The organism is Brachybacterium sp. AG952 (assembly GCF_004362645.1).
Taxonomy (GTDB): Bacteria; Actinomycetota; Actinomycetes; order Actinomycetales; family Dermabacteraceae; genus Brachybacterium; species Brachybacterium conglomeratum.
The window spans coordinates 926,780-944,070 of the sequence record NZ_SNXV01000001.1; the positions used below are offsets into that span (position 1 = coordinate 926,780).

The window sequence follows — 17,291 nt, forward strand, 5'->3', positions numbered from 1 at the left end:
CTCGCCGCGCCCCGGACCGCCCCGGCGACGGCTTCTCGTGCCCGGGCGCGGGGTCCGTCACTCGCCGCTCCGTCCGGTGCCGGGACCGGGCGCCCGGCTCCGTAGGCTGGCTGCATGACGGACACCGCCCCCGCCGCCGCGCCCGCCGACACCGCCCTCCCGCGCCACCGCAATCCGCTCGGGAACCTCCTGCGCGGCGCGCTGATCGGGGTGGTCGAGACCGTGCCCGGCGTCAGCGGCGGCACCGTCGCGCTGGTCACCGGGATCTACGACGAGCTGATCGAGGCGGGGCACCGGATCACCGCCGCCGCCCGTCGCCTCGTGACCGGGCCGGAGCGCGTCGCCGGAGCGCGTGAGCAGCTGCGCGGCGTGAACTGGCTGCTCGTGCTCCCGCTGCTGGTCGGCATGGCAGCCGCCGTCCTCACCGTCGCCGGGCCCGTCACAGGTCTCGGCGAGGACCACCCCGAGACGATGCGCGCCCTGTTCCTCGGCCTCGTCGCCGGCTCCGTGCTGGTGCCCGTGCGACTCTCCGGCGGGGCGTGGCGCGGGACGGAGCTCGGCCTGTTCGCCCTCGGCGCGGTCGGCGGGCTGCTGCTGACCTCCCTGCCCTCGACCTCCCTCGAGCCGAGCCCGTGGGTGGTGGCGCCCGCCGCCGCGATCGCCGTGTGCGCGCTCGTGCTGCCCGGTGTCTCGGGGTCCTTCCTGCTGCTGAGCGTCGGCCTCTACCAGCCCACCCTGCAGGCCGTGGACCAGCGGGACCTCGGCTACATCGCCTGGTTCGGGCTGTGGGCGCTCGTGGGGCTCGTCGTCATCGTGAAGCTCATGCGGATCCTGCTGACCCGTCACCACCGCGGCACCATGGTGGTGCTCGCCGGTGTGATGATCGGCGCCCTGCGCAGCCTCTGGCCGTGGCAGGACGCCTCGAGCGCCCTGCAGGGCCCGGGCGCGGACTGGCCGCTGATGCTGCTCGTCGCCCTCGTCGGCGTGGTGGCCGTGCAGCTGCTCGTCCTCGTCGAGTCCGGCCTCGCCGCCCGCGCGTCGTAGGCCCGAGGGCGCCCGCCGGGACGGCCCCCGCGGTCCGACGCCTGCGCCGTACCCTGGCGGCATGACTGACACGAGCACCGACAGCCTCGACCTCTCCGCCGTCCGCGTCGCCCTGATCGGGGCCGGGAACATGGGCGGACCCGTCGGCCGCACCATGCTCGACGCCGGGGTGCGTCCCGAGAACCTGCGGATCGCGAACTCGGGCCCGGCCAGCAGCGAGCGCGCCGCGGAGGAGATCGGCGCGACCGCCGCCGCCTCCCGCGCCGAGGCGATCGAGGGCGCCGACGTCGTCGTCCTCGGCGTGAAGCCCTACCAGATCCTCGACCTCGTCGCCGAGCTGCGGGACGACCTCCCCGGCGGCGCCGTGGTGCTCTCCCTCGCCGCCGGCACCACCCTCGCGCAGATCCAGGAGGCGCTCCCGTCGGACGCCGCCGTCGCCCGTGCCATGCCGAACACCCCCATCTCGGTGGGGGAGGGGGCCGTGGGCCTCATGCGCGGCGACGCCGTCTCCGACGAGCAGCATGCGCTGCTGCACGCCCTGTTCTCGAGCGCCGGCGTGGCCGTGGACATCACCGAGGAGCAGGTACACGCCTTCATCGGCACCGCCGGCTCGATGCCCGCCTTCGTCTTCACGATCATCGAGGCGATGACCGACGAGGCAGTGCGGCTCGGGCTGAAGCGCGACCTCGCCGCCTCCCTCGTGCAGCAGACGGTGCGCGGCGCCGCGACCATGCTCACCGAGAGCGGCACCCACCCGGCCGTCGCGAAGAACGCCGTCTCCAGTCCCGGCGGTACCACCGTGCAGGGCCTGGCCGCCCTCGAGCGGGAGGGCGTGCGCGCCGGCGTCGCCGCCGCGATGGCCGCCGCGGCCGACTCCTCCCGCGCGATGAGCAAGGGCTGATCGACGTGCTGCGAGCTTGCGAGCGGTAGGAGATCAGCGGGGAGGGTGCTGGCTGATCGACGTGCTGCGAGCTTGCGAGCGGTAGGAGATCAGCGGGGAGGGCGCTGGCTGATCGACGTGCTGCGAGCTTGCGAGCGGTAGGAGATCAGCGGGGAGGGCGCTGGCTGATCGACGTGCTGCGAGCTTGCGAGCGGCAGGGGATCAGCGGGGAGGGCGCTGGCTGAGCTCCGACCGTCGCGCACGGCCGCCTGAGGGGAGGGGCGGGACCGGGTGCTGTGGGGAGGACTGTGGTGGACAGGCTCCTGGCGGCACGCTGTGGCACATATGCCGCAGCGTGTCACTGACCTCCCGTCGGCACCGGTCACCGTTGCCCCCTCCGGCCGCGACACTGTCAGCTGGTCAGCTGCTGGCGCGTGGCGTACCGCTACGCCGATATAGGCATAGAGGCACGCCACGCGCCGGCACCTGACCACACCCCGCCACGCGCCAGCACCTGACCACACCCCGCCACGCGCCAGCACCTGACCACACCCCGCCACGCCAGGCCCGGAGCGGACCTGCCACGGCCGTTCCGGCCCCGGAAGCACAGGCCCAGGCCCGGGAGAGTCGGTGCTCGCCCCGGCCGGCGCGCATGGTGTCCGCGGCGCTCAGGCGCGCTGGGAGAACTTCTCGATCTGGCCCGTGCGGCCGGAGACGATCAGCAGGTCGTGCGCGGCGACCACCGTCTCCGGCACCGCATAGGTGAAGTCCTTGCCCGGTGACTTCACGCCCACCACGGTCACGCCGAAGCGCTGGCGGATGTCGGAGTCGGCGAGGGTCATGCCCTGCACCTCGCGCGGCGGGCGCATCTTCACGATCGCGAAGTCGTCGTCGAACTCGATGAAGTCCATGAGGCGGCCGTTGACCAGGTGCGCGACCCGCTTGCCGGCATCGGCCTCGGGGTAGACGACGTGGTGGGCGCCGATGCGCTGCAGGATCCGGCCGTGGGCGGGCGAGATCGCCTTCGCCCAGATCACGGGCTTGCCGAGGTCCACGAGGTTCGTCGCGATCAGCACGCTGGACTCGATCGAGGTGCCCACGCCCACCACCGCGATGCGGAAGTCGCCGGCACCGACCTGCTCGAGCACCTCGGGCTGGGTCGCATCGGCCCGCACCACGTGGGTGAGCTGGCCGGAGTACTTCTGGACGAGGTCCGGATCGGTGTCGATCGCGAGCACCTGCGTGCCGAGCTTCTCGAGGGTCAGGGCGATCGCGGCGCCGAAGCGGCCCAGGCCGATCACGAGGACGCCCTCGTCGCGGGCGGTGCGGGGCATGTCGGCTCCTTCGGGTCGGGCGCGGTCGGGGATCGGGTCGGGGCCGGCTCAGTCTAGGCCGGTCCCCGTCGGGGCTCAGCCCACGATCGGCCGCTCCTCGGGGTACTGGATCATCCGCACCCGGGAGCGGACGGCGAGGGCGGCGCCCAGGGTCATCGGTCCGAGTCGTCCCACGTACATGCACAGCGCGAGGACGGCCTTCGCCTCGGTGGGCAGCGACGGGGTGATCCCGGTGGACAGCCCCACGGTGCCGAAGGCGGACAGCGACTCGAAGAGCACCTGGTCCAGCGAGTACGGGGTCATCCGCAGCAGCACGAAGGTCGCCGCGAACACGATCGTGGCGCTCATGACGAGCACGCCGATGGCCTGGCGGATCGTGTCGTGGGGGATGCGCCGGCCGAACACCTCGACGTCGGGGTTGCCGCGGATCTCCGCCCAGATCGACAGCATCAGCAGCGCGAAGGTCGTCACGCGGATGCCGCCCGCGGTGGAGCCGGAGCCGCCGCCGATGAACATCAGCAGGTCCGTCAGCAGGCGCGACTCGGTGGTCAGCTGGCCCACGTCCACCGTCGCGAAGCCGCCCGAACGCGGCATGATCGCGGCGAACCCGGCGGCGAGCACCTTCGTGCCCACGTCCTGGTTGCCCAGGGTGGCGGGGTTGGACCACTCCATCGTGAGATAGCCGCCGAACCCGACCACCAGCAGCAGCGCCGTCGTGGTGAGGGTCAGCTTCGCGTGGACGCTCCACCTCCGCGGGGTGCGCAGCTTCCGCACCACCACCAGGATCACGGGGAAGCCGAGGGAGCCGACCAGCACGGCGAGACCGATCGGGATCGAGAAGAACGGATCGCCGAGGTACTGCGCGGTGCCCGCGGCCTCGGGCACGAAGCCCGCGTTGTTGAAGGCGCTGATCGCATAGAACAGACCCAGGAACAGCGACTCCCCGACCCCGTGCTCGGTGACGAACATGTACGGGGTCAGGGCCACGAAGGTCGCGATCTCGAAGGCGGTGGAGGTGATGAGGATGACCCGCAGCACCCCGCCCACCTCGGCGAGCCGCTCGGCGCGTGTCTCCTGCGCGGTGATCACCCGCTGGGCGAGACCGAGCCGGTGCATCACCGAGATGCTCAGCAGGGAGGCGACGGTCATCAGCCCCAGGCCGCCGAGCTTCACCGCGACCATGATCACGGTCAGCCCGAAGGTCGACCAGTGGGTGCCGGTGTCGACGGTGACGAGCCCGGTCACGCAGATCGCGGACACGGCGGTGAACAGTGCGTCGATGAGGTCGGTGCCCTGACCGTCGCGCGTCGCGATCGGCAGCGAGAGGAGCGCCGTGAACACGCCGATCAGCAGGGTGAACACACCCAGCGCGATCCGGGCCGGGGTCGCCTTGGACAGCGACCTGGCGTGATCGCGCAGGCCCTGCCGGCGGGCGCGCGGGGCAGGGCCGGACAGCCGCCGGCGGGTGGGCCGGGTCCCCCGTTCGGTCATCGCATCCCTCGTGCTCGTGGCGACCGGCGGTCGCGTCCGCGGCAGTCTAGACCCGTCCCGCGCGAACACCCGTCCCTCGCGATCCTCGGTACGCTCACCCCATGCCCGCCGACGTGCCCGCCCCTGCCCAGGTCCCCGCCCCCGACGGCGTCGGGATCGTCTGGGACGACGCGCTGTGCGAGTACGACTTCGGGCCCTACCACCCGATGGCCCCGATCCGCCTCACGCTCACCCGGATCCTCGCGGGCGCGGCCGGGGTGCTGGACCGCGAGTGCGTGCGGACCCTGCCCGCACCCGTCGCGAGCGACGAGGAGCTCCAGGCCGTCCACGACCCCGCGCTGGTCCAGGCGGTCAGGCGGTCCTCGCCCGGCTTCGAGGGGCTGACCGCCGAGGACCTCGACGAGCTGATCTCCTTCGGCATCGGCGGCGACGACGTCCCGCCCTTCCCCGGCATGCACACCGCCTCGGCCCGCATCGCCGGCGGCTCCCTCGCCGCGGTCGACGCGATCCTCTCCGGCCATGTGCGCAGCGCGGTCAACGTCGCCGGCGGCATGCACCACGCCAAGCCCGGCAGCGTCTCCGGCTTCTGCGTCTACAACGACGCCGCCCTCGCGGTGCGCCGGGCACTGGATGCGGGCGAGGAGCGGGTGATGTACGTCGACGTCGACGTCCACCACGGCGACGGCGTCGAGCGCGCCCTGTGGGACGAGCCGCGCGCCGTGACCCTCTCGCTCCACGAGACGGGGGAGAGGCTCTTTCCCGGCACCGGCTTCGTCCAGGACACCGGCGGACCCTCCGCGCAGGGCACCGCGATCAACGTCCCGCTCCCGCCCCGCACCACCGCCGACGGCTGGGTGCGGGCGATCCGTGCGACCGTCCCCGCCCTGGTCCGGGCGGTGAAGCCCACGCTGCTGGTCACCCAGCACGGCGCCGACACCCACCGCAGCGACCCGCTGGCCGACTTCTCCGTCACCCTCGAGGCGCAGCGCGAGGTGATGATGCTGATGAAGGAGCTCGCCGACGAGGTGTGCAGCGGGCGCTGGCTCGCCCTCGGCGGCGGCGGGTACGCGGTGATCGACGTGGTCCCGCGCTCCTGGACCCACCTGCTCGCGGTCGCGACGGGCGAGCCGATCGACCCGGCCGCCCCGCTGCCGCAGGAGTTCCTCGAGGCGGCCGACCGCGCCCGCACCGAGCACGGCCTCTCCCCGGAGCCGTCGGTGCGGCGCTTCGGCGACGACCACCCCCTGGCCGTGCGCGACTGGGAGCACGGCTTCGACCCCGAGGACCCGCTCGACCGGGCGGTCCAGGCCGCCCGCCGCGGCGCCTTCCCCGAGTGGGGACTGGACCCCTTCCTGGACTGAGCGGTCCCGGGACGGGCCGGCCGATCCGTCGGCCCCGCCTCGCCGGTGCGGCCCGCGTTCCAGAGACGACGCTCCCGACGACCTGCCACAATGACGCCCAGGTGCCCCGTGCCCGGGGCCCGCACCCGACCATCCCGGGGGAGCCATGACCGATCGGACCACCCAGGTGCTCGACACCTTCGCGGAGCATCTGCGCACGCTCACGCTGCCGCTGCCCGTCGAGGGCGCCGAGGCCGCCCGCACCGAGGCCCGCGCCGCCCTCTCCCAGCTCGCCGACCACGTCACCCCGCGCCTCGCCTCCCTCGACGCACCGCTGCTGGTCGTGATCGGCGGCTCCACCGGTGCCGGCAAGTCCACGCTGGTCAACGCGCTGGTCGGCGCGCCCGTGAGCCGCTCCGGCGCGATCCGCCCCACCACCCGTCGGCCCGTGCTCCTCCACCACCCGGCCGACGAGCCCTGGTTCACCGGCACCCGCATCCTCCCCGGCCTCGCCCGCGTCCACGGAGGCACGAGCCCCGGAGCGCGCGACGCCGAGGCCCCCGGGGCGCAGGACACCACCGGCGACGTGGACCCCGCGACCTCGCTGGCCCTCCACGCCGAGGAGCGGATCCCGCAGGGCCTCGCGCTGCTGGACGCCCCGGACATCGACTCGGTCGCGAAGGGCAACCGCGAGCTCGCCCGGCAGCTGCTGCGCGCCGCGGACCTGTGGCTCTTCGTCACCACCGCCAACCGCTACGCCGACGCCGTGCCCTGGGAGGTGCTGCGCACCGCCGCCGAGCGCGACGTGACCGTCGACGTGGTCATGAACCGCATCCCGGACCGCGACGGCGTGGCCGAGGAGCTCGCCGCCGACCTCACCTCCATGCTCGAGCGGCAGGGCGTCGAGGTGGACCGCCTCTTCCTGGTCCCCGAGACCACGATCGACGACGACGGCATGCTCCCTCCCGAGGTGATCGCCGAGCTCGCCGCGCACTTCACCGCGCTCGCGGCCGACGGCGAGGGCAGGCGCCGCATCGCCCGGCGCACCCTCGCCGGCGCCGTCGACGGCCTCGCCGCCTCCGCCGGCGACATCGCCGGGCACGCCGCGCTCCAGGACGACGAGCGCCGGCGGCTGCGCGAGGAGGCCGTGGCCGCGTTCTCCGGCTCCCGGGAGCGGATCGACGCCGCCCTCGGCGACGGCTCCCTGCTGCGCGGCGAGGTGCTCGCCCGCTGGCAGGACGTGGTGGGGACCGGGGAGTTCTTCCGCGGCGTGGAGTCCTTCGTGACCCGCGCCCGGGACCGGCTCGGCCAGATGCTCTCGGGCCGCCCCGCCCCCGCGGTCGAGGCCGAGCAGGCGCTCGGCAGCGGACTCGTCCACGTCGTGGTCGACGAGACGGCGCGCGGCGCCGAGCGGGCCGACGCCGCCTGGCGCGCGAGCACCGCCGGGCGCTCCCTCGCCGAGGGCCAGGACCTCACCCGGATCGACGAGGACTATCCCGAGCAGGTCCGCGCCGCGGTGCGCGCCTGGCAGGGCGACGTGCTCGAGCTGGTCCGTGCCGAGGGCGCCGACCGCCGCACGAAGGCGCGGGTGCTCTCCCTCGGCGTGAACGTCGTCGGCGTCGCGCTGATGGTGGTCGTCTTCGCGTCCACCGCCTTCATCCCCACCGGCCTCGAGGTCGGCGCCGGGGCGGCGACCGCCGTCGTCGGCCAGCGGCTGCTCGAGGCGATCTTCGGCGACGAGGCGGTCAGGCGCATGGCGAAGGCCGCCCGGGAGTCCCTCACCGGTCGGCTCGACGCCCTGGTCGCCGAGCGCTCCGCCCCCTTCCTCGACCGGCTCGACGCGCTCGGCGACGACGACGCCGCGGAGGAGCTCGAGGCCGACGCCGAGGCGCTCGCCGCCCTCGCCCGCGACATCCGGGAGGAGACCCGATGAGCCTCCGCCGCCCCCGCACCACCCCGCTGCACGAGCGGCTCGACGCTCTGGACCGGGCGCTCGCCGCGCTCGACGGGATCGCCCCCGGTGAGGCCCTGACCGGGACGACCGAGCTGCTGGAGAGGATCGACCGCCGCCGCGCCCTCTCCGCCGAGCACACCGTGATCGGACTGTTCGGCGCGACCGGCTCCGGGAAGTCCTCCTTGCTCAACGCCTTGATCGGCAAGGACGTGGCCCGCGCGGCGGTGCGCCGCCCCACCACCTCCGCGCCGCTCGCCGCCGTGCTCGGCGACGCGGGCAGCGAGGCGCTGCTGGACTGGCTCGAGGTCGAGGAGCGCCACGCCCTCGACGAGGGCACGGCACTGGCCCGGGCGGCCAGCAAGCCTGCCCGCGGCCGTCGTGCCCGCCGCACCGAGGCCGGGACTCCCGGCGTCGTGCTGCTGGACCTGCCGGACCTCGACTCGGTCGAGTCCGCCCACCGCGACATCGCCGAGCGCATGACCGGGATGGTCGACGTGATCGTGTGGGTCACCGACCCGCAGAAGTACGCCGACGCGCTGCTGCACCACGAGTTCGTGCGCCCCTTCGCCGGCCACGACGCCGTCACCGTGCTGGTCCTGAACCAGGTGGACCGGCTCCGCGAGGCCGAGCGCGAGGGCGTGCTCGCCTCCCTCGCCGCGATCGCCCGCGCCGACGGGCTCGAGAGCGCGCCCGTCCTCGCCGCCTCCGCCGAGACCGGGGAGGGGATCGAGGAGCTGCGCGAGCACCTGCTCGGCATCGCCCGCAGCCGCGAGGCCGTGGTCGAGCGGCACCGGGCCGACGTGCGCGGAGCCGCCGCACGGCTGCGCGAGGCCGCGGATCCCACCGGCATGGCCGAGCGCTCGAGCCCCGCCGCGATCGACACCCTCGTCGAGGACCTCTCCCTCGCCGCCCGGGTCGAGCCCGTCGCCCGCGCCGTCGGCGGCTCCTACCGCCATCGGGCGGCGCGCCGCGTCGGCTGGCCGCCGCTGCGCTGGATCCGCTCGATGCGCGCGGATCCCCTGGCCCGGCTCGGCATCGGCCGAGGTCGCGACGGGGAGGGCCTCGAGCGCACCTCCCTGCCCGCCCCGGACGCCGCGGCCTCCGCGCGCGCCTCCGGGGGCGTGCGCCGATTCGCCGACGACGCCTCGGCCGGGGGCAGCGATCCCTGGCGCGCCGCCGTCCGCGCCGCGGCCCGCTCCGAGGAGGAGGCGCTCCCGGACGCCCTGGACCAGGCGGTCGCGGAGGCGGACCTCCGCGCGGGGGAGACCTCCTGGTGGTGGCGGGTGCTGGACGTGCTGCAGTGGCTCGCGCTGCTGATCGGCGTGGTGGGCCTCGGCTGGCTGGGCCTGAACGCCGCGCTCGCCTTCCTCGGCGTGCCACCGCCGCCGATGCCGATGGTCGAGGAGCTGTGGATCCCGATCCCGCTGCCCACGGTGATGCTGGTCCTCGCGATCGCGGCGGGGATCCTGCTGGGCGTCGCCGGCTCCGCGATCGCCGCGATGAGCGGCGCGTGGCACCGTCGTCGGGCGCGGCGCCTGCTCACCGCCCGGGTGCGGGGGACCGCGCAGGATCTCGTCGTCGAGCCGGTCGACGAGACGCTGCACCAGGCACGGCAGGCTGCGAGCGATCTCGCACTCGCGCACGGCGAGTGAGGCGGTGGGACGGTGTAGAGTGGATCGTCGACCGTGGCGTCGGCCGGGCGTCGGCCCGGGAGACTGCTCAGCCTGCCCCGCACGCTGACCGGCCGCGCATCTGAGATCCGCAGCATCACACCGCAGGCTCGTCCTGCAGAACAGAGGCTACCTATGGGTTCTGTCGTCAAGAAGCGACGCAAGCGCATGTCCAAGAAGAAGCACCGCAAGCTGCTTCGCAAGACCCGTCACCAGCGCCGCAACAAGAAGTGAGCGACGCCTGACATGCGAGAGCCCCCGCCGCATGGCGGGGGCTCTCGCATGTCAGGCGCTGCCGGTCGGGCGGGCATGCGGCCGGTCCGGTGCGCGCCTCGGGAACGGGGCCCGTGGGCCGCGACCGCGCGGGCCGTGGGCCGCGGCCGGCGGGCGCCGGCGCCCTGCCGCGATCCTCAGGCGCGGCCGGCGAGGCGGCGCCACCAGGGGCGACGGCGCAGCGCGGTGCGCAGCTGCTCGGCATCGACCCGGTAGCGGGCGTGGACCTTCCCGTCCACGATGATCACCGGCACGTCGTGGTCCCAGTCCTCGCGCAGGCGCGCGTCGGCGTCGATGTCCCGCACCTCGACGGCGGTGCCGGCGCGATCGGCCTCGGCCCGCACCACCGGCAGCGCGTCGTCGCACAGATGGCAGCCCTCCCGCGTGAGGTAGAGGATGCGGGCGTCGGGATCGCTGGGGGAGGGGACGTGCTGCGAGGTCATGGGCGGCACCATATCGGGCGGAGGAGCGGACGGATGACGGGCCGCCCGCATGCAGCGGACGGCCCGTCGGACCGGGCGGCGCGGGGCGCCGCGGAGCTCAGGAGATCAGGCGGCGGTCGGCGCGGTGAACTCGGCCTCGATGGAGATCTTCACGGAGTCGGCGACCAGCACGCCACCGGCCTCGAGCGCGGCGTTCCAGGTCAGGCCGAACTCCTTGCGGGAGATGGTGGTCTCGCCGGTGAAGCCCGCGCGGTAGACGCCGAAGGGATCGGTCGCGGCGCCCTCGTAGGTGAAGTCGAGCTCGACCGGCTTGGTGATGCCGTTGATGGTCAGCTCGCCGTGGAGGGTGTCGCCCTTGAGCTCGGTGGAGCGGAAGGTGATCGTCGGGTTGTTCTCGACGTCGAAGAAGTCGGCGCTCTTGAGGTGCGCGTCGCGGTCCGGGTTGGAGGTGGAGACCGACTCGGTCTTCAGGGTCGCGGTGAAGGCCAGGTCCTCGCCGCCCTCGGCGACGACGAGCTCGCCCTCGACATCGGTGAACTGGCCGCGGGCCTTCGAGATGCCGGCGTGGCGCACGGTGAACGCCGCGGAGGTGTGGGCGGGGTCGAGGGTCCAGGTGCCGGGGGTGAGGTCGCTCATGAGATGTCTCCTTCTCGTGGTGGTCCGGTGGTGACGGGCGGCGGTCGAGCCGTTCCGCGTCGTCTTGCTTGAAAGCTAAACTAAAATGGGGGATGATGGCAAGAGGAAGAGTCCCTGGAAAGAGGAAACGTGATGCATGACACGACGTCAAGCGAGGAGCAGGCGGTCGCGGCGGCTTCGGTGAGCCCCGCGGTCGATGGTGCGCAGGACGAGGCGGACCGCGCCTCGACGCCCGAGGAGCTGTGGCTGACGGCGAAGGAGCAGGAGGCGTGGCGCACCTTCCTCTACGCCACCACCCTGCTCACCGACCGGTTCGGCGAGGCGCTGCAGTCCGATCCCGAGATCGACCTGGCGCTGGGGGAGTACGAGATCCTGGTGCGCCTGAACGAGGCCGAGGGCGGGTTCCTGCGCATGTCCGAGCTGGCCGACAAGGTCGTCCACTCCCGCTCCCGCCTCACCCACACCATCACCCGCATGGAGAAGCGGGGCCTCGTCGAGCGCGTGCGCTGCTCCTCCGACGGTCGCGGCCGACAGGCCCAGCTGACCGCCGAGGGCCAGGCCCTCCTCGAGCGCGCCGCGCCCACGCACGTGCGCTCCGTCCGCGATCTCCTGCTGGACGTCATCGGCCACGACGACCTGCTCGAGCTCGGCAGGATCCTCGGCCGGACCATCGCGGAGGACGCCCCGATCGCCGTCGGATGTCCGGCACCTCACGAGGACGCCGCGGCTCGGAGCTGATCCGGAGGTGGGGTTGGTACCGTGAGGCGGCTCGCGAGAGCCTGCGACAGCGAGAGGGAGCCCCCAGCGATGACCACCACCACGGTGCACCTCGTCCGCCACGGCGAGGTGCACAACCCGGAGCGCATCCTGTACGGGCGCCTGCCCGGATACCGGCTCAGCGTCCGTGGTGAGCAGATGGCGCAGCGCGTCGGCGAGCACCTCGCCGGGGCCGACGTCGCCCTCGTGCGCTCCTCGCCGCTGCTGCGCGCCCAGCAGACCGCCGTCCCGATCGCCGCCGCGCACGACCTCGAGATCTCCACCGACCAGCGCCTCATCGAATCGGGCAACCGCTTCGAGGGCCAGCGCATGGGCCACGGCGACGCGAAGCTCACCGACCCGCGCAACTGGCGCTGGTTCGTCAACCCCTTCCGCCCCTCCTGGGGCGAGCCCTACCGGGAGCAGGTCGCGCGCGTGGTCTCCGCCGTGCACGAGGCCCGCGCCGAGGCCGAGGGGCGCGAGGCCGTGCTGGTCCTGCACCAGCTGCCGATCTGGGTCACCCGGCGCAGCGCGGAGGGCAAGCCCCTGTTCCACGACCCGCGCCGGCGCGAGTGCGGCCTCTGCTCGGTGACGAGCCTGCACTTCGTCGGCCCGCACCTGTCGGACGTCGGCTATGCCGAGCCCGCCGCCGCCCTCTACGGCGGCGCCGTCGACGCGACCGGAGGGAAGCTCACATGAGGACCCCGCGCCCCGTCCCGAGCCGGCGCGGCCTCCTCCGCGTGGCCGCCGCGGCGCCGCTGGCCGTGCTGCTGGCCGCCTGCGGGACCGACACCTCCGACCGCTACGCCTCCGGGGACTCGGGCTACGTCTCGGGCGACGGCGTCTCCGTCGAGATCCCCGCCGCCGAGCGCGGCGAGGCGATCGCCTTCACCGGCACCACCTTCGACCAGGAGCCGGTCGACCTCGCGGACACCCGCGGCGAGGTGCTCGTGCTGAACGTCTGGTACGCCTCCTGCCCGCCCTGCCGCAAGGAGGCACCGGACCTCCAGGCCATCCACGAGGAGTACGCCGAGAAGGGCGTCTCCTTCCTCGGCATCAACGTGCGCGACGCCGCCGGCCCCGCGCAGGCCTTCGAGGAGAAGTACGGGATCACCTACCCGTCCGTGCCCGACACCGGCGCGGAGATCATGTACGCCCTGCGCGGCCAGGTCGCCCCGAATGCCGTCCCCTCCACGCTCGTGCTCGACCGCGAGGGGCGCGTCGCCGCCCGCATCTCCGGCGCCGCCGACCCCTCCGTGCTCCGCGCGATGATCGACGCGGTGGTCGCCGAATGATGCTCGCCGAGATCGGGGCCGCCTTCCAGGCGACCGCCCTGTCCGGATCGCTGCTGCTCGCGATCGCCGTCGCCGCCGCAGCGGGCCTGGTCGCCTTCCTCTCCCCGTGCGTGCTGCCGGTGGTCCCCGGCTATCTCGGGTACGTCTCGGGCCTCGCCGGCCAGGGCCCCGGCCCCGCCCCCGCCGCGAAGGGCACCGGCCGCCGCGCCGCCCGCCCGCAGCGGCCCGGCACCGGGCGGATGCTCGCCGGCTCCCTGCTGTTCGTGGCCGGGTTCGCGGTGGTGTTCATGGCGCTCGGCGGCTTCGCCGGCGCCGTCGGCTACCTCCTCCAGGAGCACGCCGTGTGGATCAACCGCGTCGCCGGCGCGATCGTGATCCTCATGGGCCTGGTGTTCATGGGCCTGATCCCGGGGCTGTCGGCCACGAAGCCGATCTCCTCGAAGAAGCCCGACGCGGGCCTGCTCGGCGCGCCGCTGATGGGGCTGGTGTTCGGCCTGAGCTGGACCCCCTGCATCGGCCCCACCTACGCCGCCATCGTGGCGCTGTCCCTGGACGGCGGCGGCGACGGCGCGGCCGTGCGCGGCGGTGTCCTGGCGCTGGCCTACTCCCTGGGCCTCGGCATCCCCTTCGTGCTCTTCGCGCTGCTGTTCGAGCGCGCGCTCGGGCTCAGCAGGAAGCTGTCGGCCCACCGCCGCAGCATCGGCCTGCTCTCCGGCGCGCTGCTGATCGCGATCGGCGTGCTCCTGATGACCGGGGTGTGGGCGAGCTGGATGAGCGAGCTGCAGGGCATGATCGCGACCTTCGAACCGGTGGTGTGATGAGCGAGAAGAACCCCCGTCCCGACCGCGGCGTCCGGACCGACGACGCAGAGCGTCCCGGCACGGGCCCCGCCGAGACGAGCGGATCCGGCTCGGGCCCGTCGGAGTCCGGCAGCTGGTCCAGCAAGCCCGAGGTCGACGGGAAGCGCCCCGCCGTGCCCTCGCTGGGACTGCGCGGCACGCTGCTGTTCCTGTGGCGGCAGCTGACCTCCATGCAGACGGCGCTCGTGCTGCTCATGCTGCTGGCCGTCGCCGCCATCCCCGGTTCGCTCTACCCGCAGCGCAGCGTGAACCCGGCCCTGACCGAGCAGTTCCTCGAGGAGAACGGCCGCTGGGGCGAGATCCTGGACGCGCTGGGCTTCTTCGAGGTCTTCTCCTCGCCGTGGTTCTCCGCGATCTACCTGCTGCTGTTCATCTCCCTGATCGGCTGCATCGTCCCGCGCGTCGGCGTGCACCTGAGGCAGCTGCGCGCGAAGCCGCCCCGCACCCCCTCCCGCCTGACCCGCTTCACCGGGTACACCCGCCTCGAGCTGCCCGGCGCGCAGGCCGACTCCCTGATCGAGACGGCCCATCGCAGCCTGCGCCGCTCCCGCTACCGCGCCGAGGTGCGCGAGGAGAGGGCCGGCCGCTCCGTCAGCGCCGAGCGGGGGCTGCTGCGCGAGACCGGCAACCTCCTGTTCCACATCGCGCTGGTCGGCGTGCTGGTGTGCATCGCCGGCGGCACCCTGACCAGCTATCGCGGCCAGGTCACGGTGGTCGAGGGCGGCGGCTTCGCGAACTCCCTGACCCAGTACGACTCCTTCGAGTCCGGGGCCTGGTTCGACGAGAACGACATGCCCGACTTCCGTTTCACCCTCGAGGATTTCCGCGCCACCTACGTCCAGCCCGGCGAGGCGGGGAAGGTCGGCGAGCCGCGCTCCTTCGAGGCCGACGTGCAGGTGACCACCCCCGGTCAGGAGCAGGAGTCCCGCACGGTCCAGGTCAACAAGCCCCTGCACGTCCCGGGTGCGTCGATGTACCTGCTCGGCAACGGCTACGCCCCCGAGATCACGGTCACCGATCCCGAGGGCACCGTCGTCGCCGAGGGGCCGCTGATCACCGTCCCGATGGGGGACACGAACTACACCTCCCAGGTGGTGCTCAAGGCGCCCGACGCCCAGCCCGAGCAGACCGCCGTGGTCGGATTCTTCCTGCCCACCGGCACCATCGACGAGCAGGGACCGCGCTCCCTCTACCCCGACGCGCTGGACCCGCAGCTCGCCCTCACCGTCTACCAGGGCGACCTGGGCCTGGACTCCGGCGTGCCGCAGAACGCGTACGAGGTGGACCTCACCACCCTCACCCAGGTCCCGGGGGAGGACGGCGACCCGGTGCTGATCCGGCTGTACCCCGGCCAGGAGTACAGCCTCGCCGACGGCACCACCGTCAGCTTCGACGGGCTGAAGCGCTACGCCGCCTTCGACATCGCCCACAACCCCTTCGAGCGCTGGATCCTGATCAGCGCGCTGGTCGCCGTCGGCGGCCTGATCCTCTCCCTGTTCGTGCCGCGCCGGCGCCTGTGGGTGCGGGTGAGGGAGCAGGGCGGCACGACCGTGCTCGAGATCGCCGGGCTCGCCCGCAGCGACGATCCCGCGCTCGCGGACGACGTGAAGGCCCTGGCGTCCCGGCTCTCGGAGGCGCACGATGGACAACGGCTCCCGGACGCCGCACCGTCCGGGCACCCCGAGGCGGACGCCTCGGGCGGACCCCGAGAAGGAAGTGCCCAGTGATCAACCAGCAGCTGGCAGAGCTCTCGAACCTCGCCATCGTGGTGACGATCGTGCTCTACGTGCTCGCCCTGATCGGCTTCGGCGCCGATCTGGCCTCGTCCTCCCAGCGCCGCAGCGACGCCCGCCTCGCCGCCCAGGAGCGGAAGGAGGCGCAGGAGAGGGAGATGAGCCCCGCGAGCGTCGGCGCCTCGGGCGTCGAGGCGGAGGGGGCGACCGCCGCTGGTGGCACCGCGATGGCCGCTCGCCCCGGCGCAGCGAGCGCGGGCTCCGCAGGCTCCGGCGCAGGCGGCTCGGATTCCCTCGCCTCGGGCACCGCCGGTACCGGCATCGCGGGGGAGGCTCCCGCCGCGCCCGGCGGCATGTCCGCGCAGCGCTTCGCCTTCCTGCTGGCCTCGGCCGCGACCGTGCTGCACCTGATCGGCGTGATCTCCCGTGCGCTCGCCACCCAGCGCGTCCCGTGGGCGAACATGTACGAGTTCGCGACCACCTCCACCGCGATCGTGATGGTCGCCTTCCTCGCCTTCAGCGTGCGCCGCACGGAGCTGCGGGCGCTGGGCACCTTCGTCGTCGGCCCCGTGCTGCTCGTGCTGCTGCTCGCGCAGACGTTCTGGATCGTGCCCGCCGCCGAGCTCACCCCGAGCCTGCAGAACTCCCACTGGATCTACATCCACATCGGCGTGGCGATCATGGCGACGGCGCTGTCGATCCTCGGCGCCGTCGTCGCCTCGATGCAGCTGCTCCAGGCGAAGCACGAGCGCGTCCTCGCCGAGCGCGCCGCGGCCGAGGAGTTCCCCGAGCACTGGGGCCGCTTCGGGCACGTGCTGGACCGCCTGCCCTCCTCGTCCTCCCTCGAGGCGCTGAGCTTCCGCATCCACTCGGTCGCGTTCGTGTGCTGGACCTTCACCCTGATCTTCGGGGCGATCTGGGCCCGTGAGGCCTGGGGCCGTTTCTGGGGCTGGGACCCCAAGGAGGTGTGGACCTTCATCATCTGGGTGATCTACGCGGCCTACCTCCACGCCCGCGCCACCGGCGGCTTCCGCGGCTCCCGTGCAGCGGGCCTGGCCCTGGCCGGCTTCGTCGCCGTGGTCTTCAACTACACGATCGTGAACACGGTCATCAACGGCCTGCACTCCTACTCCGGCCTCGGCTGAGACTCCGGCCAGGGGAGGCAGTCCGGCCTCGGGTGATTCTCCGGCCTCGGCTGGTGCTCCGGTCCCGGCTCTGCCCGCGCCGAGCAGTTCTTCGACGATCCGTTCCTGGACCTGGAACGGATCGTCGAAGTGTTTCCGGCCGCCGCAGTGCGGACGAGACCAGGGCCGCAGCGCGAAGAGTCGATCGACGTCAGGTACCAGCATTCTGGTACTTGGTGTCGATCAACTCTGTGCAGCGGTGGTGTGGACGGGGTCGGTGCCTGTGCACGTGCAGTTGGTCGACGTGAGGGTCCACTTTCCCGGTACCTGACGTCGATCAAGTCTGTGCAGCGGTGGTGCGGACGGTGTCGGTGCCTGTGCACGTGCAGTTGGTCGACGTGAGGTACCACTTTCCTGGTACCTGACGTCGATCAACTGCGGTGGGAGGGCTCGGCCGA

16 protein-coding genes are annotated in these 17,291 nt (G+C 73.4%); 12 read left to right on the plus strand and 4 right to left on the minus strand.

Features of this window, described 5'->3' with window-relative positions:
• Window positions 1–114: 114 nt before the first annotated feature.
• Complete coding sequence (locus DEU31_RS04065; RefSeq protein ID WP_133675931.1) at window positions 115–1,044, plus strand: DUF368 domain-containing protein; 930 nt, start codon at window positions 115–117, stop codon at window positions 1,042–1,044.
• A 61-nt stretch (window positions 1,045–1,105) separates the two neighbouring features.
• On the plus strand, window positions 1,106–1,945 hold the full coding sequence (proC, locus tag DEU31_RS04070; protein ID WP_133675933.1) for a pyrroline-5-carboxylate reductase: 840 nt from the start codon (window positions 1,106–1,108) through the stop codon (window positions 1,943–1,945).
• 647 nt (window positions 1,946–2,592) lie between these two features.
• Here proC and DEU31_RS04075 read toward each other — a convergent pair.
• Window positions 2,593–3,258 (minus strand): TrkA family potassium uptake protein, encoded by a 666-nt coding sequence (locus DEU31_RS04075; protein WP_010550386.1) that lies wholly within the window; start codon window positions 3,256–3,258, stop codon window positions 2,593–2,595.
• 75 nt (window positions 3,259–3,333) lie between these two features.
• Window positions 3,334–4,749 (minus strand): potassium transporter TrkG, encoded by a 1,416-nt coding sequence (locus DEU31_RS04080; RefSeq protein WP_133675935.1) that lies wholly within the window; start codon window positions 4,747–4,749, stop codon window positions 3,334–3,336.
• Between the two features lie 101 nt (window positions 4,750–4,850).
• Between DEU31_RS04080 and DEU31_RS04085 the strand changes: the two genes are divergently transcribed.
• From DEU31_RS04085 to DEU31_RS04100, 4 genes are all read left to right on the plus strand, one after another.
• On the plus strand, window positions 4,851–6,110 hold the full coding sequence (locus DEU31_RS04085) for an acetoin utilization protein AcuC (protein WP_133675937.1): 1,260 nt from the start codon (window positions 4,851–4,853) through the stop codon (window positions 6,108–6,110).
• A gap of 145 nt (window positions 6,111–6,255) precedes the next feature.
• Window positions 6,256–8,022, plus strand: coding sequence for a dynamin family protein (locus DEU31_RS04090; RefSeq protein WP_133675939.1), 1,767 nt, complete (start codon window positions 6,256–6,258; stop codon window positions 8,020–8,022).
• Complete coding sequence (locus DEU31_RS04095; RefSeq protein WP_133675942.1) at window positions 8,019–9,695, plus strand: dynamin family protein; 1,677 nt, start codon at window positions 8,019–8,021, stop codon at window positions 9,693–9,695. Before DEU31_RS04090 ends, DEU31_RS04095 begins: the two co-directional genes overlap by 4 nt.
• Window positions 9,696–9,848: 153 nt before the next feature.
• Window positions 9,849–9,947 (plus strand): AURKAIP1/COX24 domain-containing protein, encoded by a 99-nt coding sequence (locus tag DEU31_RS04100; protein WP_019174583.1) that lies wholly within the window; start codon window positions 9,849–9,851, stop codon window positions 9,945–9,947.
• Between the two features lie 176 nt (window positions 9,948–10,123).
• Here DEU31_RS04100 and DEU31_RS04105 read toward each other — a convergent pair whose 3' ends face one another.
• Complete coding sequence (locus DEU31_RS04105) at window positions 10,124–10,429, minus strand: glutaredoxin family protein (protein ID WP_133675944.1); 306 nt, start codon at window positions 10,427–10,429, stop codon at window positions 10,124–10,126.
• Between the two features lie 105 nt (window positions 10,430–10,534).
• Complete coding sequence (locus DEU31_RS04110) at window positions 10,535–11,065, minus strand: YceI family protein (protein ID WP_133675946.1); 531 nt, start codon at window positions 11,063–11,065, stop codon at window positions 10,535–10,537.
• 132 nt (window positions 11,066–11,197) lie between these two features.
• Between DEU31_RS04110 and DEU31_RS04115 the strand changes: the two genes are divergently transcribed.
• The 6 genes from DEU31_RS04115 to ccsB all read left to right on the plus strand — a co-directional run bounded on the left by DEU31_RS04115 (window position 11,198) and on the right by ccsB (window position 16,854).
• Complete coding sequence (locus DEU31_RS04115; protein ID WP_083840008.1) at window positions 11,198–11,803, plus strand: MarR family transcriptional regulator; 606 nt, start codon at window positions 11,198–11,200, stop codon at window positions 11,801–11,803.
• A gap of 69 nt (window positions 11,804–11,872) precedes the next feature.
• Window positions 11,873–12,520 (plus strand): histidine phosphatase family protein, encoded by a 648-nt coding sequence (locus tag DEU31_RS04120; protein ID WP_133675948.1) that lies wholly within the window; start codon window positions 11,873–11,875, stop codon window positions 12,518–12,520.
• Window positions 12,517–13,116: a TlpA disulfide reductase family protein gene (locus DEU31_RS04125; protein ID WP_010550377.1), complete on the plus strand. Its 600-nt coding sequence runs from the start codon at window positions 12,517–12,519 to the stop codon at window positions 13,114–13,116. The genes DEU31_RS04120 and DEU31_RS04125 overlap by 4 nt, the downstream gene beginning before the upstream one ends.
• Entirely contained in the window at window positions 13,113–13,934 is an 822-nt protein-coding gene (locus DEU31_RS04130) for a cytochrome c biogenesis protein CcdA (RefSeq protein ID WP_083305749.1), read from the plus strand. The genes DEU31_RS04125 and DEU31_RS04130 overlap by 4 nt, the downstream gene beginning before the upstream one ends.
• On the plus strand, window positions 13,934–15,703 hold the full coding sequence (locus tag DEU31_RS04135; RefSeq protein WP_133675950.1) for a cytochrome c biogenesis protein ResB: 1,770 nt from the start codon (window positions 13,934–13,936) through the stop codon (window positions 15,701–15,703). The genes DEU31_RS04130 and DEU31_RS04135 overlap by 1 nt, the downstream gene beginning before the upstream one ends.
• A complete protein-coding gene (ccsB, locus tag DEU31_RS04140; RefSeq protein ID WP_133675952.1) occupies window positions 15,700–16,854 on the plus strand; it encodes a c-type cytochrome biogenesis protein CcsB in 1,155 nt (384 codons plus the stop codon). Before DEU31_RS04135 ends, ccsB begins: the two co-directional genes overlap by 4 nt.
• The last annotated feature ends 437 nt before the right edge of the window (window positions 16,855–17,291 follow it).